The following is a 17,598-nucleotide window of genomic DNA, read 5'->3' on the forward strand; positions in this document are numbered from 1 at the left end:
CGGTGACCCTACTGGCGACGGCGGACGCCGGGACCACCTGTTACTCGCGGCTGACGAACGACTGGCTGTGCTGGCAGTACGTCTCCGACTACCGCACCGAGATCACCGACGCGACCCTCCAGCACCTGGCCATCACGCTCGTCTCGGTGCTGGCCGCGCTCGCGCTGTCGTTCCCGCTGGCGCTGCTGGCCCGCCGCGTCCCGCGCCTGGAGACGGCGATCCTCGGCGTCGCCACCGGCCTCTACACGATCCCGTCGGTGGCGCTGCTGCCGCTGCTGGTGCCGTTCACGGGGCTCTCCCCGGTCACGGTGGTGATCGGCCTGGCGCTCTACGCCCTCACGGTGCTGGTGCGGGCGTTCCTGGACGGGCTGCGCTCGGTGCCCGCGGACGTCACCGAGTCGGCCACCGGCCTGGGCTACGGCCGCGGCCGGCTCCTGCTCGCGGTCGAGCTGCCGCTCGCCGTCCCCGTGGTGATGGCCGGCCTGCGCGTCGCGACCGTCTCCACCGTCGCGCTCACCACCGTCGGCTCGCTCGTCGCCTACGGCGGCCTCGGCAACCTCATCGCCGACGGCGTGACCAGCGACTTCCGCGCCGAGCTCCTGACGGCGTCCGTGCTCTGCGTGGTGATCGCGGTGCTCCTGGACGTCGTGCTGGTGCTGCTCCAGCGCCTCCTCACCCCCTGGACCCGGACGGCGGCCGCCTGATGACCGTGCTCGACGACGCGCTCGCGTTCCTCACCGACCCCGCGAGCTGGACCGGCTCCGGCGGGATGCTCCAGCTGCTCGGCCAGCAGCTGCTGCTCACCGTCCTGGCGCTGCTGCTCGCCCTCGTCCTCGGCCTCCCCCTGGCGCTGTGGCTGGGCCACCTCGGGCGCGGCGGCTTCCTGGCGATCAACGTCGCCGGCGTCGGCCGCGCGGTGCCCACCTTCGCGCTGCTGGCCCTCTTCGTGGCCGCGGACCCGTGGGACGTCACGGGCGGGCTGTTCCCCGGCACCGCCACCGCCGGGCCGCTGGGGCGCGCGGGCGTCTCGACGCTCGTGGCGCTCGCGCTCTTCGCCCTGCCGCCGATCATCACGAACGCCTACACGGCGGTTCGCGAGGTCCCGGCGGAGGTGCGCGAGTCGGCCACCGGGCTGGGGATGAGCGGCGCCCAGCTGTTCTGGCGCTGCGAGCTGCCCCTGGCGCTGCCCCTCGTCGCGGGCGGGGTGCGCCTGGCGCTGGTGCAGATCTGGGCGACCGCCACGATCGCGGCCCTGGTCGCCGGCCCGGGGCTCGGCCGCGTCATCACCGACGGCTTCTACCGGACCCTCTACGGGCAGGGCATCGCGGGCGCGGCCGTCGTCGCCGTGGTCGCGCTCGTGCTCGAGCTGCTCGCCGCGCTGGGTCAGCGGCTCGTCAGCCCGGCACACCTGCGCGCCTGAGGCCCCGGCCCGTCCCGCCAACGACCCCGACCGGGCACCGGGCCGGCCGCCTCACCCGGGTGAGCCGGGAATGTCGGCGCGCGCGCCTAGGCTCTTGAACCGCTCCGGCCGCCGATCTCGACGGCTGCCGCGGGCGAGGCGACGGGGGCTTCCCGTCGGCCGGACACGCGCGGCCCCCGACCACCGGGGACGCCGCGGGACACAGAAGGTGGGACTCCTCCCCATGACCCGACCGACCACCCGCCCCACGCAGCGGACCCTGCGTCACGGCGTCGCCGCCCTCGCGGCGCTCACGCTCTCCGCGGGGTTCCTCACCGGCTGCGCCGGCGACGACCTCGCCTCCGACAGCTCCTCCGACGACAGCAGCGCCGCCGCGTCCGGCGGTGGGAAGCTCACCATCGCCAGCCAGAGCTTCGGCGAGGCCGAGCTCGTCGCGGACATGTACGAGCAGCTGCTCGAGAACGCCGGCTACGACGTCACCGTCAAGCTGGTCGGCTCCCGCGACGCCTACATGGCCGACTTCCCCGGGGACGTCGACGTGGTGCCCGAGTACGTCGGCGGCATCGTGAACTACCTCAACACCGCCGCCAACGGCGCGAAGGCGACGGCCTTCACCCAGGGTGACGGCCAGGAGATGGCGGACGCCGGGAAGTCGCTGCTCGACGACGCGGGGATCACCCTCCTCGACCTCTCCAGCGCCACCGACACCAACGCCTTCTTCGTCACGCAGGAGTACGCCGACGCGAACTCCCTCACGACGCTGTCGGACCTGAAGGGCACCTCCGTCGTGCTCGCCGCCGCCCCCGACTGCGAGGGACGCGCCGACTGCGAGGCCGGCCTGGTCGACGACTACGGCATCGACGTCACCAAGCTGCTCCCGCTCGGCTACGCCTCCGACCAGACCTACAAGTCGGTGCTCGACGGCGAGTCCCAGCTCGGCGAGACCAGCACCACCGACGGCGCGCTCGCCTCCCAGGGTCTCGTCGTCCTGGACGACGACCAGAAGATCCAGCCGGCGCAGAACCTCGTCCCGGCCGTCTCCAGCGACTTCCTGGACGCCCACCCGGACGTGGCCGACGTGCTGAACCCGCTGATGGCGGCGCTGGACACCGACACGCTCACCGAGCTCAACGGCGAGGTCAGCGTCGACCGGCAGAAGCCCGAGGACGTCGCGAAGCAGTTCCTCACCGACGCCGGGCTGCTCTGACGCCACCCCGCCCGGGGCGCACGCCCCTCGCCTCGCCCTGCGCGCCGGCTACCGCTCGTCGGCGTGCAGGGCGATCGCGCTGCGGGCCACGCTCGTGGCGTCCAGCACCGGGATCGCCAGCACCCGACCGTGCGGGGTCTCGCGCAGCGGCAGCGGGCCGGGGTGCTCCGCGGCCCAGGTGAGCACGGCGGAGGCGTCCTCGCGCCGGTCCTGCTCGACGAGCCAGCCCACCAGCCGGTCCAGCGGCGCCAGCCCCGAGCCGGTGAGCGAGCCGTGCATGCCCCACAGCTCCACGACGCCGAGGCGCAGCGCCGCCCACCACGCGTCGTCGCACCCCGGCACGTCGGCCAGGACGTCGGGCAGGTCGGCGACCAGCACGCGGTGCCGGAACACCTCGGTGACCTTGGGGGCGCCGTACTCCTCGACGGTCGACAGCGCCAGCCGCTTGGCCCGCCAGCGGTCCTGGAGGTCGGCGACGGTGGACCGGTCGCGCTGCGCGGCCGGCCGCTCGCGGCGGTGCTGCACGACGTCCGGCACGACCCCGATGCGCCGCGCGACGATGTAGGCGCGCGACGTGGTCGGCCCGTCCTCCACCGACCCGTCGTGGCCCAGGCCGGTCGCCCACACGAGGTCGGCGCCCTCCCAGAACTCCCGCCTGAAGAGCTTCGTGCCGGCGAACGTGTCGGCGAGGATCTCGGGGTGCTGGTCGACCACGCACGCCTGCCGGGTGTGGGTGCGCCGCATCCACGCGGGCTCGATGAGCTTCCCGCCCCGCTGCCGGGCCATCGAGCCGGTGACCAGGTCGGCCCCCGTCCGGCGCATCTGCCGGTGCAGCGCCGTGTAGGAGCCCGGGGGCACGACGCTGTCGACCTCGGCGAACGCCAGCAGGCTGCCCCGGGCGGCCTCGACGCCGGCGTTCCGGGCCGCGCCCAGGCCCGCGGCGGGCCGGCGCAGCACGCGCACCCGCTCGGGGTGGGCGGCGGCGCAGGCCTCGGCCACGGCGACGGAGGAGTCGCTCGACCCGTCGTCCACGACCACCACCTCGAGGGGGGCGTAGTCCTGCGCCAGGACGCTGTCCAGGCACGCGGCGAGGTGCTCGGCCCCGTCGTGGACGGCCACGACCACGCTGAGCAGGGGGCGTTCCCGCCCCAGGAGGCGCCCCAGGCGGGGTGACGGCGACATGGGCGCCACGGTAGCCACTGCCCCTCCGCCGCACCCGGACGACCCCGGTGGCGCACCCGCGTACCCCAGGCAGGGGGCCTGTGACGTGCAACACAAGGGTGAGATGTTCGCGCGCACGCGGTGCGGACGTACCGTGGTCGCCGGTACAGACGACGTCCGGTACCCGGAGCCGGCCCGACCGCCGCCGCAGGCAGCACCACTCAGCACCACGCAGCCTGCGGCACGGAGAGGGTGGACGGCCGGGACGGGAACGGAGAGGTCCTGCTGATGCACCCTGCCCACACCGCCGTGGCGCACGCCGAGCCCAGCCTCGGCGCGCCCGAGCACGCCCACCACCGGATCGGCCTGCATCGGATCGGTCTGATCGGCGCCGGCCGCGTCGGGGCCGTCGTGGCCGCCCGCCTGCGCGCCGCGGGCCACGAGGTGGTCGCAGCGAGCGGCGAGTCCGACGCCAGTCGTGCCCGGCTGGCCGCGCTGCTGCCCGGCGTCCGGCACGCCAAGCCCACCGACGTGGCACGCGGCTGCGACCTGCTGCTGCTCACGGTCCCGGACGACATGCTCGGCAACGTCGCCACGACGCTGGCCGACGCCGGCGCGCTGCGCCCCGGGCAGCTCGTGCTGCACACGTCCGGCCGCCACGGCCTGGCGGTGCTCGCGCCCGCCGCCGGGGTCGGTGCCCGCATCGGCGCGCTGCACCCCGCGCTCACCTTCACCGGCACCGAGGTCGACCTCGACCGCCTCGCCGGCTGCGTCGTCGGGCTCACCGCCGCGCCCGCGGAGCGGGAGGTCCTCGAAGGCCTCGTCGCCGACCTGGGCGGCCGCCCGACCTGGGTGCCCGAGGAGCGGCGCACGCTCTACCACGCCGGGCTCGCCCACGGCGCGAACCACCTCGTCACCCTCGTCGCCGAGGCCCGCGAGATCCTCGCCGCGGCCGGGGTCGACGACGCGTCCGGCACCCTGCGCCCACTGCTGGAGGCGGCGCTGGCCAACGCCCTCGAGCAGGGGGACGCCGCGCTGACCGGCCCGATCGTGCGCGGCGACGTCGGCACGGTCCACGCCCACGTCACCGACCTCCTCGCGGCCGCGCCGCACACGCTGCCCTCCTACCTGGCGCTCGCCCAGGCCACCGTCTCCCGGGCCGTCCTCGACGGCCGGCTCACCGCGCTGCGCGCCGCCGCGGTGCGCGGGGTCCTCGCGGACGCCGAGCAGGCGCTGCTCGAGCGCGGCGCTGCCGCCCGCCCCGGCGAGGTGCGCCGATGAGCGCCCGGCAGGCACCCCGCCCCGTCCTCGTCCGCACCCGCGCCGAGCTGGCCGAGGCCATCGCCCAGGCCGGGCCCGGTCGCGTCGGCTTCGTGCCGACCATGGGCGCCCTCCACGACGGCCACGCCAGCCTCATGGCCGTGGCCCGCGAGCGCGTCGGCACCGGCCCGGTCGTGGTCTCGATCTTCGTCAACCCGCTCCAGTTCGGCGCGGGGGAGGACCTCGACCGCTACCCGCGCACGCTCGAGTCCGACCTCGAGGTCTGCGCGGGCGCCGGGGTCGACGTGGTCTTCGCCCCCACCGTCGCCGAGATGTACCCGACCTGGCCGGCGCAGCCGCAGGTCACCGTCGAGGCCGGCCCGCTCGGCGAGGTCCTCGAGGGCGCCACCCGTCCCGGGCACTACCGCGGGGTCCTCACCGTCGTGGCGAAGCTCTTCGGCCTCGTCCGGCCCGACGTGGCCGTGTTCGGGGAGAAGGACTACCAGCAGCTCGTCCTCATCCGGCAGATGGTCGCCGACCTCTGCCTGCCCGTGGACGTCGTGGGCGGACCGACCCGCCGCGAGGGCGACGGGCTCGCCCTCTCCAGCCGCAACCGCTACCTGGACGCCGACCAGCGCCGGGTCTCGCTCGCGCTGAGCCGGGCGCTGCGCGCGGGTCAGGCCGCCGCGCCAGACGGCCCGGCCGTGGTGCTCGCCGCCGCGCGCGCCGTCCTGGCCGCGGAGCCCGGCGTGGAGCTCGACTACCTCGTCCTCACCGACCCCGCGCTGGGAGACCTGCCCGCCGGCCCGGGCGACCAGGAGCCCACCGAGGCCCGGCTGCTGGTGGCGGCCCGGGTCGGCAGCACCCGGCTGATCGACAACGTGGCGGTCGCGCTCGGGGCCCACACCGCCGTCCGCCTGCCCTCCCTGGCGGACGCCTGAGCGGGCACGCCCGCCCCGGCGGCTAGCCTTTCCGCGATGTCCCCCACCGCTTCCGAGGCGCTGCGCGCCCGCACCGTTCCCGGGCGCCTGTCCGCGCCGGAGCCCGGCTGGACCGAGCGCGCCGACGTCGTGGTCGTCGGCTCCGGTGTCGCCGGGCTCACCGCCGCGCTCCGCCTGGTCGACGCGCTCGGGCCCGACGCCGACGTCGTCGTGGTCACCAAGGACCGCATCTCCGTCGGCTCGACCCGCTGGGCGCAGGGCGGGGTCGCCGCAGCCCTGGGGCCCGGCGACACCCCGCGCGAGCACGAGGTCGACACGCTCGTGGCGGGCGCCGGCGCGTGCGACGCGGAGGCCGTGCGCGTCCTCGTCGAGGAGGGCCCGGACGCCGTCCGCGAGCTCATCGGCCTGGGCGCCCAGTTCGACCTCGACCCCGAGGGCGAGCTCTCCCTGACCCGCGAGGGCGGCCACCACCGCGACCGGATCGTGCACGCCGGCGGCGACGCGACCGGCGCCGAGATCCAGCGCGCCCTCGTGGCCGCGGTCGGCCGCGACCCGCAGATCCGGGTCGTCAAGCGCGCCCACGTCCTCGACCTCGTCCTCGCCGAGGACGGCGGGGTGGCGGGCCTGACGCTGCACGAGATGGGCCAGGGCCAGCACGACGGCGTCGGCCTGGTCCGCGCCCGGGCCGTGGTGCTCGCCTCCGGCGGCCTCGGGCAGGTCTTCTCCCAGACGACGAACCCGTCGGTCTCGACCGGCGACGGCATGGCCATCGCCCTGCGCGCGGGCGCGGCGCTGCGCGACCTGGAGTTCGTGCAGTTCCACCCGACCGTCATGTACCTCGGCCCGCTCTCGACCGGCCAGCAGCCGCTCATCTCCGAGGCGGTGCGCGGCGAGGGCGCCTTCCTGGTCGACGCCCCGCTCGAGGACGGCGGGACGCGGTTCATGACCGGCGTCCACGAGCTCGCCGACCTGGCCCCGCGCGACGTCGTCGCCAAGGCGATCCGCCGCCGGATGATCGAGACGGGCATGCCGCACATGTGGCTCGACGCCCGCCACCTCGGCACCGACCGCGGCGAGGACCCGGAGGCCTTCTGGCAGCGCCGGTTCCCGACGATCCTCGCCACCTGCCGCAGCCACGGCGTCGACCCGGTCACCGACCTCATCCCCGTGGCGCCCGCCTGCCACTACGCCTCCGGCGGCGTCGCCACCGACACGTGGGGACGCACCGGCGTGCCCGGCCTCTACGCCACCGGCGAGGTCGCCTGCTCCGGGGTGCACGGCGCCAACCGGCTGGCCTCCAACTCGCTGCTCGAGGGCCTGGTGTTCTCCCGCCGCATCGCGCAGGTGCTGCCGGGCGAGCTGCGCGGCTGGCACGAGCCGGCCGCCGACGTCCGGGAGCCCGGGCTCGTGGACGCCGACGCCCGCCGCGGCCTCCAGGAGACGATGAGCGACCGGGTCGGCGTGCTCCGCTCCGCCGCCGGGCTGGCCGAGGCCGACGCCGTGCTGGCGGACCTCGTCGCCGAGGGCGGCGACGAGCCCTACCTGGACTCGTGGGAGGTGACGAACCTCGTGACGCTCTCGACCGCGCTCACGGGGGCCGCCGCGCTGCGCGAGGAGACCCGCGGCTCGCACTGGCGCGAGGACCACCCCGAGCGCGACGACGCCCGGTGGGCCGGGCACGTCGACATCCGCCTCGAGGACGGCTCCCTCACCTGGGCCTTCGCCCCCGCCGCGCCGACCGACACCGACCTGGGGGCGCTGGCGGCGCCCGCCGACCTCACCGTCGACCTCACTGCTGCAGAAGGGGAGGGCGTCGCGTGATCGCCCGGACCAGCTGGGCCGCGCTCGACCGCGCCCTCGTCGAGGAGCTCGCGGCCGCCGGCCTCGACCCGCTCGCCGTCTACACCCACGTCGTGGCCGCCTTCGAGGAGGACCTCCCCGACGGCGCCGCCGACGTCACCTCCGCGGCCATGCCCGAGATGGGCACCGCGGTGGCCGACATCGTCTCCCGACAGGACGGCGTGGTGGCCGGCCTGGCCGTGGCCGAGCTGGCCTTCCGGTACGCGCTCGGCGGCGCCGTCGAGGTGACCGCGCGGGTCCCCGACGGCACCCGGGTCGCCCCGGGGCAGACCGTGATGACCGTGACCGGTCCGGTGGCCGGCGTCCTCACCGCGGAGCGCACGGCCCTCAACTTCGCCTCCCACCTCTCCGGCGTGGCCACCGCGACCGCCCGGTGGGTCGACGCCCTCGAGGGGACCGGCTGCCGGGTGCTCGACACCCGCAAGACGCTGCCCGGGTGGCGCGCGCTGCAGAAGTACGCCGTGCGCTGCGGCGGCGGCACCAACCACCGCTTCTCCCTCGTCGACCGCGCGATGGTGAAGGACAACCACGTCGTCGCCGCCGGCGGGGTGGTGGAGGCCTACCGCCGCGTGGTCGCGGCGAGCCCCGACGTGCGCGTCGAGGTGGAGGTGCAGGACCTCGAGGAGCTCCGCGCCGTCCTGGACGCCGGGTGCACCGAGGTGCTGCTCGACAACATGGGCCCGGACCTGCTGCGCGAGGCGGTCGCGATCAACGCCGAGCTCACCGGCGGCCGGGCCACGCTGGAGGCCTCCGGCGGGCTGACCCTGGCCAACGCGCGGGCCGTGGGGGAGACCGGGGTCGACTTCGTCTCCTCGGGCGCGCTGACCCACTCCGTCACGGTGCTCGACCTCGGCCTCGACTTCCGGGAGGCGTGAGCCGGCCGTGGGCGCAGCGGGCGTGAGCGGGGGTCTGCTGACCGTCGTCCTCGGCAACGCGACGACGACGCTGGGGATCGTGCGGGAGGGCCACGTCGACGCGCACTGGTCGGTCTCCTCCGACCCCGCCCGCACCGCCGACGAGTGGGCCGTCCTCGTGCGGGGCCTCGTGGGCGACGACCTGGCGGACGCCGAGGGCGTGGCCGTCGCCGCGACCGTCCCCGGCATCCTCACCCGCTGGCGCGAGATGATGGCGCGCCACCTGCCGGACCTGCCGCTCGTCGTCGTGGGCGCCGGCGTCCGCACCGGCATCCCGGTCCTCACCGACAACCCGCGCGAGGTGGGCGCGGACCGGGTGGCCAACGCGCTCGCGGCCGTCACCCTCCACGGCGGCCCCGTGGTCGTCGTGGACGTCGGGGGCACCGCCACCACGCTGGACGTCGTGAACCCGGCCGGCCAGTACGTCGGCGGGGCGATCGCCCCCGGCGTCCAGGTGGCGCTGGAGGCCCTGGGACGCCGGGCCGCGCAGCTGCGCGAGGTCGAGCTCGCCCGCCCCCGCGCGGTGATCGCCCGCAACACCGTGGAGGCCGTGCAGTCGGGCCTGGTGTTCGGCACCGCGGCGATGGTCGAGGGGCTCGTGGCCCGCGCGGCCGAGGAGCTCGGCTCGCCCGACGGGCTGCGCGTCGTCGCCACCGGGCCGTACGCCGAGCTGGTGGCCCCCGAGGTCGCGTGCTTCACCGACCTCGAGCCGCACCTCACGCTGCTCGGTCTCGAGCAGCTTTTCGTGCGCAATTCCCGCACTCGCTGATCATTTCTCCCCGCGCGGATCGTGGGTGATCCACCACGTAGTGCCAGTGCGATGGCGAGTCCGGCCCGCCAAGCGGTTCCTGTCTATTCCGGTTCGGTGCTGCGAAACTTTTCCGGTGCGCGAATAGGTGTGGGCGGGGCCCGATTTCCCGACGCAATGCCGCCAATGATTCTTGACGTATTCGACGCGCCGGGCAGGAATGGTGCGAAGAAAAGGAAAATGCGGCACGATGCGTTACGTCCCGGCGCGCCGACCCCATGCACGGCGCGCGCATCGCGAACGCGAGGAAAGAAAATGGCTCAGAAGGTCCAGATCATTCTCGAGGACGACCTCGACGGCTCGGAGGCCACCGAGACCGTCCAATTCGGTCTCGACGGTGTCTCCTACGAGATCGACCTCAACGACTCCCACGCGGCCGAGCTGCGCGACGCGCTCGCCCTCTACGTCGGCAACAGCCGCAAGGTCGCCGGCCGCCGCTCGACCGGGACCGCCAAGAAGGCCCCGGCCGCCACCGGCTCCGGCCCCTCCGCCAAGGAGATCCGCGACTGGGCCCGCGAGAACGGCCACGACGTGCCCGACCGCGGCCGCGTCTCCGCCGAGGTCCGCGAGGCCTACGACGCCGCTCACTGAGCGACCCCGCACCACCCGTCGGCGCCCTCCCCGTTCGCGGGGCGGGCGCCGTTCGTGTCACCGCCGGCCCCGGGCCCTGGTTTCTTGCTCCTGTTCCCGCTCCGTGTTCGCTGAGAGCGGATGGAGGAGGTGCGTCTCCCGGGAACGCGTAGGGTGGCCGAAGGGTTGGACACACCAGAGCCCCGCCATCCCTGACGGCGGGTCCCCCAGTACGAGGAGCGATGCCCATGTTCGAGCGGTTCACGGACCGTGCCCGCCGGGTGGTCGTGCTGGCCCAGGAAGAGGCCCGCATGCTCTCCCACAACTACATCGGCACCGAGCACATCCTGCTCGGTCTCATCCACGAGGGCGAGGGTGTCGCCGCCAAGGCTCTGGAGTCCCTCGACATCTCCCTCGAGGCCGTGCGCGCGCAGGTCGAGGAGATCATCGGTCAGGGCCAGCAGGCTCCGAGCGGACACATCCCCTTCACCCCGCGCGCCAAGAAGGTGCTCGAGCTGTCCCTGCGCGAGGCGCTGCAGCTCGGTCACTCCTACATCGGCACCGAGCACATCCTGCTCGGCCTGATCCGCGAGGGCGAGGGCGTCGCCGCCCAGGTCCTGCAGAAGCTGGGCGCGGACCTCAACCGCGTCCGCCAGCAGGTCATCCAGCTGCTCTCCGGCTTCCAGGGCAAGGAGTCGAGCCAGTCGGCGCAGGCCGCGACGTCCGGCGGCGGCGAGTCGCCCTCGTCGTCCCTGGTGCTGGACCAGTTCGGCCGCAACCTCACCCAGGACGCGCGCGACGGCAAGCTCGACCCGATCATCGGCCGCGCCGTGCAGATCGAGCGCGTCATGCAGGTCCTCTCCCGACGCACCAAGAACAACCCGGTGCTGATCGGCGAGCCCGGCGTCGGCAAGACCTCGATCGTCGAGGGCCTGGCGCAGGACATCGTCAAGGGCAACGTGCCCGAGACGCTGAAGGACAAGCAGATCTACACGCTCGACCTCGGCGCGCTGGTCGCGGGCTCCCGCTACCGCGGTGACTTCGAGGAGCGGCTGAAGAAGGTCCTCAAGGAGATCCGCACCCGCGGCGACATCGTCCTGTTCATCGACGAGATCCACACCCTCGTCGGTGCGGGCGCCGCCGAGGGCGCGATCGACGCCGCCAGCATCCTCAAGCCCATGCTGGCCCGCGGCGAGCTCCAGACCATCGGTGCGACCACCCTCGACGAGTACCGCAAGTACCTCGAGAAGGACGCCGCGCTGGAGCGCCGCTTCCAGCCGATCCAGGTCCCCGAGCCCTCCATCGCCGACACGATCGAGATGCTCAAGGGCATCCGCGACCGGTACGAGGCGCACCACCGCGTCACCATCACCGACGAGGCCCTGGTCTCGGCGGCGACGCTGGCCGACCGCTACATCTCCGACCGCTTCCTCCCGGACAAGGCCATCGACCTCATCGACGAGGCGGGCTCGCGCCTGCGCATCCGTCGCATGACGGCCCCGTCCGACCTGCGCGAGTTCGACGACAAGATCGCCGACGTCCGCCAGCGCAAGGAGGCGGCCATCGACGGGCAGGACTTCGAGGCCGCCGCGCGCCTGCGCGACGAGGAGAAGCAGCTCATCATGACCAAGTCCGAGCGCGAGAAGCAGTGGCGCTCCGGTGACATGGACGAGGTCGCCGAGGTCGACGAGGAGCTGATCGCCGAGGTGCTGGCCGTGGCGACCGGCATCCCGATCGTCAAGCTCTCCGAGGAGGAGTCCACGCGGCTGCTCAAGATGGAGGACGAGCTCCACAAGCGCGTCATCGGCCAGGACGAGGCCGTCAAGGCCCTCTCCCGCGCCATCCGCCGCACCCGTGCCGGCCTGAAGGACCCGAAGCGCCCCGGCGGTTCGTTCATCTTCGCCGGCCCGTCCGGTGTCGGTAAGACGTGGCTGTCCAAGACGCTCGCGGAGTTCCTCTTCGGCGACGAGGACGCGCTCATCCAGCTCGACATGTCGGAGTTCGGCGAGAAGCACACCGTCTCGCGCCTCTTCGGCTCGCCCCCGGGCTACGTCGGTTACGAGGAGGGCGGCCAGCTCACCGAGAAGGTGCGCCGCAAGCCGTTCTCCGTCGTCCTCTTCGACGAGGTCGAGAAGGCCCACCCGGACATCTTCAACAGCCTGCTGCAGATCCTGGAGGAAGGTCGCCTGACCGACTCCCAGGGCCGCGTCGTGGACTTCAAGAACACCGTCATCATCATGACGACGAACCTGGGCACCCGGGACATCGCGAAGTCCGTCCACCTCGGCTTCAACCAGGGTGGGGACGCCGCGGGCTCGTACGAGCGGATGAAGAACAAGGTCTCGGAGGAGCTGAAGATCCACTTCCGCCCCGAGTTCCTCAACCGCGTCGACGAGATCATCGTGTTCCCGCCGCTGAGCCAGGAGCAGATCATCTCGATGGTCGACAACATGATCACGTCCGTGGAGGTCCGCCTCCGCGACCGCGACATGGGCATCGAGCTCACCCAGCCGGCCAAGGACCTGCTGGCCGAGCGCGGCTTCGACCCGGTCCTCGGTGCGCGTCCGCTGCGCCGCACGGTGCAGCGCGAGATCGAGGACGTCCTGGCCGAGAAGATGCTCTACGGCGAGGTCGGCCCCGGCCAGATCGTGCTCGTGGACGTCGAGGGCGAGGGCGCCAACCGCGCCTTCACCTTCAAGGGCCAGAAGGTCTCCCAGCTGCCCGACCTGCCGCCGCTGGAGACCGCCAGCGCCAGCGAGGCCGGCGGCGGGGCGCCCGACGTCCCGAAGTCGACCGGCTCCTCCTCCGGTGAGGGCGGCGCGACCGCGTCGAGCTGACCCTCCCCACCGCTCCACCCCACGAGGGCCCCGGGACCGTCACGGCCCCGGGGCCCTCGTGCGTGCTGGCCGGTCGGCTCCCAGGTAGGCCCCGGTCGATTCAGGGCAGGGCGAACACGTCGTCGGCGACCTGCACGAGCAGGCCGTCGGCGAGGAGACCGGCCAGGCAGCGCAGCCGCTGAGGCTCGGGCGCCCAGGCGGCGTCGAGGGCGGAGCGGTGCACGGGGCCGTCGGCGTCGCGCAGCACGGACAGGAGCCGGCCGCGGCACTGCCGGTCGGTGCCGTCCCACGCCTGGACGCGGCGGGCCGGGCCGTCGTAGGCCGGGTACCCGGCGGCGCGCCAGGCGCACAGGTCGGCGACCGGGCAGTCCCCGCAGCGCGGCCCCGACGCCGTGCACACCAGCGCGCCGAGCTCCATGACGGCCACCGCCCACGTGGCCGCGGTCGGGGCGTCGTCCGGCACGACCGCGGTGGCGCGCTCGCGCTCGGCCCGGGTGAGCGAGGGGCGAGGGTGCTCCACGCCGTCCAGGGAGCGCCCGAGCACCCGCCGCACGTTGGTGTCGAGGACGACGTGCCGCTGCCCGTACGCGAAGGAGGCGACCGCGGCGGCCGTGTACTCCCCGACGCCGGGCAGGGCGAGGAGGGCCGCGTGGTCGTCGGGGACGACGCCACCGTGCCGCTCGGTGATCGCCACCGCGGCCGCGTGCAGCCGCAGCGCCCGGCGGGGGTAGCCGAGGCGTCCCCAGGCCCGGACCGCCTCGCCGGCCGGCTCGGCGGCGAGGTCGGCGGGCTCGGGCCACCGCTCGAGCCACGCGGCGTGCACCGGCAGCACCCGGTTCACGGGCGTCTGCTGGAGCATCAGCTCCGAGACGAGCACCGACCAGGGCGAGGCCTCGGGGCGGCGCCAGGGCAGGTCACGGGCGTGCTCGTCGTACCAGTCCAGGATCGGCTCGTGGAGCGGGGAGGCGGGCACGGCGGGCATTCTGCCCGGTGCGGTGCGCCTCCGCGCACCCCGGTGGGGGCGCCGCTAGCGTGCGGTCAGGCATGACGTCGGGAGCGACAGGGCGCGACCGACGGACCGCACGCGACACCACGGGGGTGGCCGGCCCTCGGGAGGAGGCGCCATGACCCGCGGACCCCACTCGCCCGCCGTCTACTGGCGCCGTCGGCTCGTGCTGCTGGCGATCGTGGCCGGGCTGGTCATCGGGTGCGCCCGGCTCTTCGGCGGCGGCGACGCCCCCGACCAGGCGCAGCAGGTGTCGGCGCAGCAGTCGCCCGACGCGTCCGCCGGCGCCACCTCTCCCTCGGCCGACGCGGCCGGGGCCACGGTCACCGTCGCGGCGCAGGCCGACGGTACGACCACGACGGTCGCCGAGGAGGGCACCGGCAGCGCGACGTCCGGCACGACCTCCGCGTCCCGCGCCGGGAAGAAGGCGCGCACCGCGACCCCCACGCCCACCCCCACCCCCGTGCAGCCCGCCGGCCGGTGCGAGCCGGCGGACGTGCTCGCGACCCCGGTCGTCGGCACCGCCGTCGCGGGCACCGACGTCACGTTCACCGTGGAGCTGCGCACGGTCGAGAACCCGGGCTGCTGGTTCACCGTGAAGCCGGGCAGCCTCGCCCTGAAGGTGAGCACCGAGTCCGGCGGCGACGTGTGGACCACGAGCCAGTGCCGCGCCGCGGTGCCCCACCAGGAGGTCGCGGTCCGCAGCGCGGAGGCCGCCGACGTCCAGGTCACCTGGGGCGGCCGCTACTCCGACGCCTCCTGCTCGGTCAGCACCGAGTGGGCGGCGCCCGGCGCCTACACGGTGGAGGCGGCCGCGCTCGGCGGCGAGGTGCGCAGCGCTACGTTCAGCCTGAGCACCCCCTGACCCCCAGCACCCCAGCCCCCTGAACCCTGAACCCCAGCGCCCCCGCGGCGAGGAGCACCCATGACGTCCGACGAGCTGGTCCACTACGAGCTGCGCGACCGCTGCGCGCGGATCACCCTCACCGCCCCGCAGCAGGGCAACGCGCTGCACGAGGGCTCCGGCGGGGCGCTGCTCGAGGCCGTCCGGCGTGCGGGCGCCGAGCAGGCGCGGGTGATCCTCCTGGCCTCGGAGGGGCGCTTCTTCAGCGTCGGCGGGGACCTCTCGGCGTTCTCCCGGGCCGAGGACGTCGCGGGCTACATCGACGACCTCGCCGAGACCCTGCACCGGATCGTCTCCGAGCTCGTCCGCAGCCCCGCGGTCGTCGTCTCCGCGGTCCAGGGGCCGGCCGCGGGCGCCGGGTTCCCGCTGGCCGCGGCGGCGGACGTCGTCCTGGCCGCGGAGTCCGCCACCTTCTCCCTCGGCTACGGCCGCGTCGGGCTCTCCCCGGACGGCGGGTCGACCTTCCTCACCCAGACGCTCGGCCTGCACACCGTGCTGCGGCTGGCGCTCCTGGGGGACCGGCTCACGGCGGCCGAGGCGCAGGCTGCGGGTCTCGTCGCCCGCGTCGTCCCGGACGCCGACCTGCCGGCCGCGGCCGACGCGGTGGTCGCGTCCCTGCTGGCCGGCTCGCCGGCGGCGCTCGCGGCGGCCAAGCGCCTGGTGCGCGGCGGGGTCGGCGTCGAGCCCGAGGCGCTCATGCGCCGGGAGACGCTGTCCATCCGCGAGCTCGCGGCCGGCCCCGACGGGGTCGAGGGCGTGCGCGCGTTCCTCGCCAAGGAGCGCCCCCGGTTCGAGCGCTGACGCGCTCGAACCGCCCGGGGTGCGCCAGGAGCACGTCCAGGCGGAGGCCTCAGGCGGACGCCTTGGCGGCGGCCAGCACCGCGCCCGCGTAGGGCGCCACGATCGAGGCCAGCTCGTCGTCGCCGCCGTGCGGCGCGCTGCCGCGACGCAGCACGAGCAGCATGAGGGAGCCGCCGACGAGGTCGGCGAGCAGCGGCGTGGGCGGCGTCCCGGAGACCTCGCCCCGCTCCTCGGCCCGCTTCCAGACGACGAGCAGCGCGTCGGTGGGCGCCGGGTCCATCGTCGGGCGGGCGTCGGGCACGGCGTGCAGGCCGACGTCCTCGAAGGTGGCCTGGGAGCCGGGCAGCGCGTCGAGCGCCATCCGGTGCCGCACCAGGGTGGCCGGGTGGTCCCAGGAGCGCAGGACGCTCACCATGAGCGCCCGGAGGTCGCCCTCGAGGGAGCCGGTGTCGACCGGGTCGAGCTCCTCGGCGGAGGCGGCGACGGCGTCCTCGAGGAGCCGCTCCTTGTCCTGCCAGCGGAGGTAGATGCTGGACTTGCCGACGCCCGCACGGCGGGCGACGCCGTTGAGGGAGAAACCGGCCTTGCCGTAGGTCGCGTACTCGGCGACGGCGGCGCGCATGATGCGTTCATCAGCGCCGGCCTCCCGCGGCCGGCCGACGGACCTGGCGTGACTCATGCCGGGAGCATGGCACCAAGTAAAGAAACCTGTGCGTTTTGTTTCAAAGCCACCCATGTCCGGATAGAGGGCGGACGCGGCACCCCCGGAGCCGCTACCGGGGTGGCGCGGAGCGTGCCCGGGCGCGGGACAGCGGTCCCGGCCGGCCGGCCGGACGGGTCGGAGGGACCGCCCGGAGGGGCCGTGTGGCCCCGCCCCGACGGGTGAGTCACGTGACGAGGTGGCCGCCGCGGGCGCACCATGACGAGGCGGACGTCACGGAACCGCATTCGACAAAGATTCCACGACATAATCTTCACGGCCCAGGGTTCACCTCCGCGGGTGAAACCTTGCTCCGCGCCTGTGATCCGACCCCGTGGCGGGGCTACGTTCGTGTGGTGAGTGCATCGAGACCTGTTCGCGTGGCGCTCATCGACAACTTCGAGGTTTCGTCGGTGGGTCTGCGCTCCATGCTGACCTCCTACGCGTCACGGGTGATCCTGCTGGACCCCCGTGCCGCCCTCGAGCGACCGGCCACCGTCGACGTGGTCCTCTACGAGCCCGCCCGCCAGACGCCGAGCTCGCAGGGCATGCTCCGCGACCTCGTCCGGGGCTCCGGCGCCGTGGCCGCGATCTACTCGTGGCGCGACCCCGACGGCGACTCGACCCGCGGCAGCTTCGCCGTGCACCTGTCGAAGGCCCTGCCCGTGGCCGATCTGGTCAACGCCGTGGAGGCACTGCACGACGGCGGCGAGGTGGCGTCGCTGAGGCGCATCCCCGCCGACCCCGGTCCGCTGGCGGTCATCGACCGCTCGGTCCAGGGCGCCCACGAGCTCACTCCCCGGGAGGCGGAGATCCTCGCGCTCGTGACGCAGGGCCTCACCAACTCCGAGATCGGCGCGCAGCTGTACCTGAGCATCAACTCGGTCAAGACCTACATCCGTGCGGCCTACCGCAAGATCGAGGTCACCCGTCGCGCGCAGGCCGTCGCGTGGGGGATGGAGCACGGGCTCGCGCCGCTCGCGGAGATGCGCCAGGGCGCGTCGTCGGGCCGGGACGAGGACGACGAGCGCCCGCTCGTCGGGCAGGCCCCGGCCGGCTTCTGAGAACCGCCACCCCGGATGCCCGCAGCAGCCTCATCCGAAGTGGTGAGAATGCCTGAGAACCCGTCCGGGTGAGTTCCGAACGGTGGCCGCCGTGGCTATCGTGAACGCACGGTCGAGCACTCCACCGGCCACGGGTGAGGAATCA

Annotated in this window: 16 protein-coding genes; 13 read left to right on the plus strand and 3 right to left on the minus strand. The window is 74.5% G+C overall.

Annotated elements, in window-relative coordinates; all coding sequences use genetic code 11:
* Nucleotides 1-2 precede the first annotated feature (2 nt).
* The 3 genes from E8D37_RS17580 to E8D37_RS17590 all read left to right on the plus strand — a co-directional run bounded on the left by E8D37_RS17580 (nucleotide 3) and on the right by E8D37_RS17590 (nucleotide 2,627).
* Nucleotides 3-704 (plus strand): ABC transporter permease, encoded by a 702-nt coding sequence (locus E8D37_RS17580; protein ID WP_206055833.1) that lies wholly within the window; start codon nucleotides 3-5, stop codon nucleotides 702-704.
* Complete coding sequence (locus E8D37_RS17585) at nucleotides 704-1,420, plus strand: ABC transporter permease subunit (protein WP_136571120.1); 717 nt, start codon at nucleotides 704-706, stop codon at nucleotides 1,418-1,420. Before E8D37_RS17580 ends, E8D37_RS17585 begins: the two co-directional genes overlap by 1 nt.
* A gap of 223 nt (nucleotides 1,421-1,643) precedes the next feature.
* Nucleotides 1,644-2,627, plus strand: a complete 984-nt coding sequence (locus tag E8D37_RS17590; protein ID WP_168929808.1) for an ABC transporter substrate-binding protein — start codon at nucleotides 1,644-1,646, stop codon at nucleotides 2,625-2,627.
* A gap of 48 nt (nucleotides 2,628-2,675) precedes the next feature.
* Here E8D37_RS17590 and E8D37_RS17595 read toward each other — a convergent pair whose 3' ends face one another.
* Nucleotides 2,676-3,809: a glycosyltransferase family 2 protein gene (locus tag E8D37_RS17595; protein WP_136571122.1), complete on the minus strand. Its 1,134-nt coding sequence runs from the start codon at nucleotides 3,807-3,809 to the stop codon at nucleotides 2,676-2,678.
* A 267-nt stretch (nucleotides 3,810-4,076) separates the two neighbouring features.
* Between E8D37_RS17595 and E8D37_RS17600 the strand changes: the two genes are divergently transcribed.
* The 7 genes from E8D37_RS17600 to E8D37_RS17630 all read left to right on the plus strand — a co-directional run bounded on the left by E8D37_RS17600 (nucleotide 4,077) and on the right by E8D37_RS17630 (nucleotide 12,978).
* Complete coding sequence (locus E8D37_RS17600) at nucleotides 4,077-5,069, plus strand: DUF2520 domain-containing protein (protein ID WP_136571123.1); 993 nt, start codon at nucleotides 4,077-4,079, stop codon at nucleotides 5,067-5,069.
* Nucleotides 5,066-5,989 (plus strand): pantoate--beta-alanine ligase, encoded by a 924-nt coding sequence (gene panC / locus E8D37_RS17605; protein ID WP_136571124.1) that lies wholly within the window; start codon nucleotides 5,066-5,068, stop codon nucleotides 5,987-5,989. Before E8D37_RS17600 ends, panC begins: the two co-directional genes overlap by 4 nt.
* 36 nt (nucleotides 5,990-6,025) lie before the next feature.
* On the plus strand, nucleotides 6,026-7,810 hold the full coding sequence (locus E8D37_RS17610) for an L-aspartate oxidase (protein ID WP_136571125.1): 1,785 nt from the start codon (nucleotides 6,026-6,028) through the stop codon (nucleotides 7,808-7,810).
* Nucleotides 7,807-8,724 (plus strand): carboxylating nicotinate-nucleotide diphosphorylase, encoded by a 918-nt coding sequence (gene nadC, locus E8D37_RS17615; RefSeq protein WP_240770528.1) that lies wholly within the window; start codon nucleotides 7,807-7,809, stop codon nucleotides 8,722-8,724. Before E8D37_RS17610 ends, nadC begins: the two co-directional genes overlap by 4 nt.
* 22 nt (nucleotides 8,725-8,746) lie before the next feature.
* A complete protein-coding gene (locus E8D37_RS17620; RefSeq protein WP_240770529.1) occupies nucleotides 8,747-9,532 on the plus strand; it encodes a type III pantothenate kinase in 786 nt (261 codons plus the stop codon).
* A gap of 294 nt (nucleotides 9,533-9,826) precedes the next feature.
* A complete protein-coding gene (locus E8D37_RS17625; protein ID WP_136571126.1) occupies nucleotides 9,827-10,162 on the plus strand; it encodes an Lsr2 family protein in 336 nt (111 codons plus the stop codon).
* 227 nt (nucleotides 10,163-10,389) lie between these two features.
* On the plus strand, nucleotides 10,390-12,978 hold the full coding sequence (locus E8D37_RS17630) for an ATP-dependent Clp protease ATP-binding subunit (protein WP_136571127.1): 2,589 nt from the start codon (nucleotides 10,390-10,392) through the stop codon (nucleotides 12,976-12,978).
* A gap of 100 nt (nucleotides 12,979-13,078) precedes the next feature.
* Here the strand turns inward: E8D37_RS17630 and E8D37_RS17635 are convergent, their stop codons facing one another.
* Nucleotides 13,079-13,951 carry an A/G-specific adenine glycosylase gene (locus tag E8D37_RS17635; RefSeq protein ID WP_206055834.1) on the minus strand — a complete coding sequence of 291 codons (873 nt, stop codon included), beginning with the start codon at nucleotides 13,949-13,951 and terminating at the stop codon, nucleotides 13,079-13,081.
* A 151-nt stretch (nucleotides 13,952-14,102) separates the two neighbouring features.
* Between E8D37_RS17635 and E8D37_RS17640 the strand changes: the two genes are divergently transcribed.
* On the plus strand, nucleotides 14,103-14,849 hold the full coding sequence (locus tag E8D37_RS17640) for a hypothetical protein (protein WP_136571129.1): 747 nt from the start codon (nucleotides 14,103-14,105) through the stop codon (nucleotides 14,847-14,849).
* 60 nt (nucleotides 14,850-14,909) lie between these two features.
* Nucleotides 14,910-15,689 carry an enoyl-CoA hydratase/isomerase family protein gene (locus E8D37_RS17645; protein ID WP_136571130.1) on the plus strand — a complete coding sequence of 260 codons (780 nt, stop codon included), beginning with the start codon at nucleotides 14,910-14,912 and terminating at the stop codon, nucleotides 15,687-15,689.
* Between the two features lie 49 nt (nucleotides 15,690-15,738).
* On the opposite strand, the gene E8D37_RS17650 is transcribed toward E8D37_RS17645, so the two are convergent.
* Nucleotides 15,739-16,368, minus strand: a complete 630-nt coding sequence (locus tag E8D37_RS17650) for a TetR/AcrR family transcriptional regulator (protein WP_168929809.1) — start codon at nucleotides 16,366-16,368, stop codon at nucleotides 15,739-15,741.
* A gap of 377 nt (nucleotides 16,369-16,745) precedes the next feature.
* On the opposite strand from E8D37_RS17650, the gene E8D37_RS17655 reads away from it, so the two are divergent.
* Nucleotides 16,746-17,453 (plus strand): response regulator transcription factor, encoded by a 708-nt coding sequence (locus E8D37_RS17655; RefSeq protein ID WP_240770530.1) that lies wholly within the window; start codon nucleotides 16,746-16,748, stop codon nucleotides 17,451-17,453.
* The last annotated feature ends 145 nt before the right edge of the window (nucleotides 17,454-17,598 follow it).

This window comes from Nocardioides sp. GY 10127 (genome assembly GCF_004919085.1).
In the GTDB taxonomy this organism is placed as follows: domain Bacteria; phylum Actinomycetota; class Actinomycetes; order Propionibacteriales; family Nocardioidaceae; genus Nocardioides.

Excerpts from the sequence above, each read along its gene's own strand:
- E8D37_RS17600 (WP_136571123.1), top strand. The coding sequence starts at position 4,077 with ATGCACCCTGCCCACACCGCCGTGGCGCACGCCGAGCCCAGCCTCGGC.
- E8D37_RS17610 (WP_136571125.1), top strand. The coding sequence starts at position 6,026 with ATGTCCCCCACCGCTTCCGAGGCGCTGCGCGCCCGCACCGTTCCCGGG.
- E8D37_RS17645 (WP_136571130.1), top strand. The coding sequence starts at position 14,910 with ATGACGTCCGACGAGCTGGTCCACTACGAGCTGCGCGACCGCTGCGCG.
- E8D37_RS17640 (WP_136571129.1), top strand. The coding sequence starts at position 14,103 with ATGACCCGCGGACCCCACTCGCCCGCCGTCTACTGGCGCCGTCGGCTC.
- E8D37_RS17585 (WP_136571120.1), top strand. The coding sequence starts at position 704 with ATGACCGTGCTCGACGACGCGCTCGCGTTCCTCACCGACCCCGCGAGC.
- E8D37_RS17625 (WP_136571126.1), top strand. The coding sequence starts at position 9,827 with ATGGCTCAGAAGGTCCAGATCATTCTCGAGGACGACCTCGACGGCTCG.
- E8D37_RS17630 (WP_136571127.1), top strand. The coding sequence starts at position 10,390 with ATGTTCGAGCGGTTCACGGACCGTGCCCGCCGGGTGGTCGTGCTGGCC.
- E8D37_RS17650 (WP_168929809.1), bottom strand. The coding sequence starts at position 16,368 with ATGAGTCACGCCAGGTCCGTCGGCCGGCCGCGGGAGGCCGGCGCTGAT.
- E8D37_RS17590 (WP_168929808.1), top strand. The coding sequence starts at position 1,644 with ATGACCCGACCGACCACCCGCCCCACGCAGCGGACCCTGCGTCACGGC.
- panC (WP_136571124.1), top strand. The coding sequence starts at position 5,066 with ATGAGCGCCCGGCAGGCACCCCGCCCCGTCCTCGTCCGCACCCGCGCC.
- E8D37_RS17595 (WP_136571122.1), bottom strand. The coding sequence starts at position 3,809 with ATGTCGCCGTCACCCCGCCTGGGGCGCCTCCTGGGGCGGGAACGCCCC.